Origin of the sequence: Pseudomonas sp. IPO3778, from assembly GCF_013386825.1 — a bacterium.
In the GTDB taxonomy this organism is placed as follows: domain Bacteria; phylum Pseudomonadota; class Gammaproteobacteria; order Pseudomonadales; family Pseudomonadaceae; genus Aquipseudomonas.
Genome location: NZ_JACARC010000076.1, coordinates 32082 through 32325, shown reverse-complemented (window position 1 = coordinate 32325; position 244 = coordinate 32082). Strand labels below are relative to the sequence as shown.

Annotated in this window: 1 protein-coding gene; it reads right to left on the bottom strand. The window is 64.3% G+C overall.

Going from position 1 to position 244, the window contains the following annotated elements:
* On the bottom strand, positions 1-244 hold a 244-nt coding region (locus HX855_RS29920), incomplete at both ends, for an autotransporter-associated beta strand repeat-containing protein (protein WP_178948043.1).

Here is a 244-nt window from a genome sequence, read left to right as displayed (position 1 = left end):
CTCCCACTTGCAGGGTGCCACCGGTGATGGAGGTGCCGCCGGTGTAGGTGTTCTCGCCGGTCAAGACCAGCGTGCCGGTGCCCATCTGATTCAGTGCACCAGCGCCCGAGATCACACCGCCGAATGCGTAGGAATCGCTGTGATCGAACGCCAGCGTGGTGCCAGTGCTCGTCGCAACGTCGCCTGTGATGCTGCCGGTCGTACCACCATCGCCCACTTGCAGGGTGCCACCGGTGATGGAGGT